The organism is Pseudomonas sp. 01L34 (assembly GCF_056400265.1).
On the sequence record NZ_JBFTSX010000019.1, the window covers coordinates 1 to 1727 of the forward strand.

The window sequence follows — 1727 nt, forward strand, 5'->3', positions numbered from 1 at the left end:
CCGTTGGCATTGGCAACCGGGGTGTAGGTTGGCTGGTTGGCGACCGTGGCCAGGTAAGTGTTGATGTTGGCGAGGGTACCCGTGAGCACGATGCTGCTGGTGCCCGAGCCACTGACCGAGACACTGCCCGCTGTCGCGGCCGTCAACGAGCCGCTGCCGACCGTGAGCGTAACCGAGATRYTGCCAGCGCCTGCGTCGACGTCTGCCACCGACAGACCGCTGAGCTTGAATGCGGCGTCTTCATTCGTCGTGTAGCTTGCCGGCAACGTGTTCACCGGTGCGTCATTGAGCGCGGTGATGTTGATGTTGATCGTGTCGCTGTCGCTCAGTGCACCACCAGTGCCCGTGTTGCCGCCGTCATTGGTCAGCATGGTCAGGGTGACCGTGCCGTTGGCATTGGCAACCGGGGTGTAGGTTGGCTGGTTGGCGACCGTGGCCAGGTAAGTGTTGATGTTGGCGAGGGTACCCGTGAGYACGATGCTGCTGGTGCCCGAGCCRCTGACCGAGACACTGCCCGCTGTCGCGGCCGTCAACGAGCCGCTGCCGACCGTGAGCGTAACCGAGATGTTGCCAGCGCCTGCGTCGACGTCTGCCACCGACAGACCGCTGAGCTTGAATGCGGCGTCTTCATTCGTCGTGTAGCTTGCCGGCAACGTGTTCATCGGCGTGTCGTTGAGCGCGGTGATGCCGATGGTGACGCTGTGCGAGATGCTGCTGTCGATGCCGTCGCTGACCAGAACGTTCACCGTCCGATCAGAAGTGGTCGGCGTATTGCTGGAGTTGTTGTAGAGGATGCCGTCCAGAATCGTCTGGTATGTGGCCTTGCTGGCCAAACCGGTGATCGACAGCACGCCGGTGCTGGTGGTGTAGCTGACCGTCAGGCCGGCCGCTGCGGTAGTGGCGCTCGCGTTAAGCGATAGCGACTCGGTGGTGTTGCCGTCAGGGCGCACCGTCAGCGTCGCCGTCATCGAGGTCAGGTTGGCCGAGTCGACGTCGGTAATGGTCGCCGACGGGGCGATCAGCACGGAGGTCTGTTCGGTGAAGGCTGCGGTCGCGTCGTTGCCGGGGCTTCCACCGTTCAGGTCGGTTACCGGTGCATCGTTAGTGCCGTTGATGGTGACGCTGACCGAGGTCTCGGTGCCATCAGCACTGAGTACCGCGAAGGTGTCGGTCAGGCTGTCGCCGACATTGAGTGCATCGAAGGCCGAGTTGGCGGTATAGCTCCAGTTACCCGCGGCATCGATGGCGAAGGCCCCGTTGGCGCCAGCGGTGCCGGACTGCGCCTGGAAGCTTTCCGGGCTGTCGATATCGCTGATGGTCAGGCTGCCGCCGGTGGTCAGCGGAGCATTGGTTTCGGTCAGCGTGACGCTGGCCGAGGACAGCACTGCGGCATCGTTGCTGCCGGTGACGGTCACGGTCACCAGTTGGGTGTCGACGCCGCCCAGGCCATCGCTGACCTGCACGCTGAACACTTCATTGTGAGTCTCGCCGGCCTTCAGTGATTGCACGGCACTGGCGACGCCATCGCTGCCGTTGGCCAGGGTGTAGGTCCACTGRCCSGTGCYGTCGACGGCGATCGAGCCATAAGTGCCGGTATTGGACCCGGCAATACTCCAGGTGGCGGTGGCCGCATGATCAATGTCGGCCGAACTGAACTGACCGCTGACGCTGAGGCTGGTGTCCTCCTGCACCGCGCCCACCTCATTGCCCGACGCGAAGCTGAGCAC

General features: G+C 63.6%; 1 protein-coding gene. It reads right to left on the bottom strand.

Annotated features, from left to right (window positions below):
* A partial coding sequence (locus AC1DQM_RS29760; RefSeq protein ID WP_477747247.1) for a VCBS domain-containing protein occupies nt 1-1727 on the bottom strand: 1727 nt, incomplete at both ends.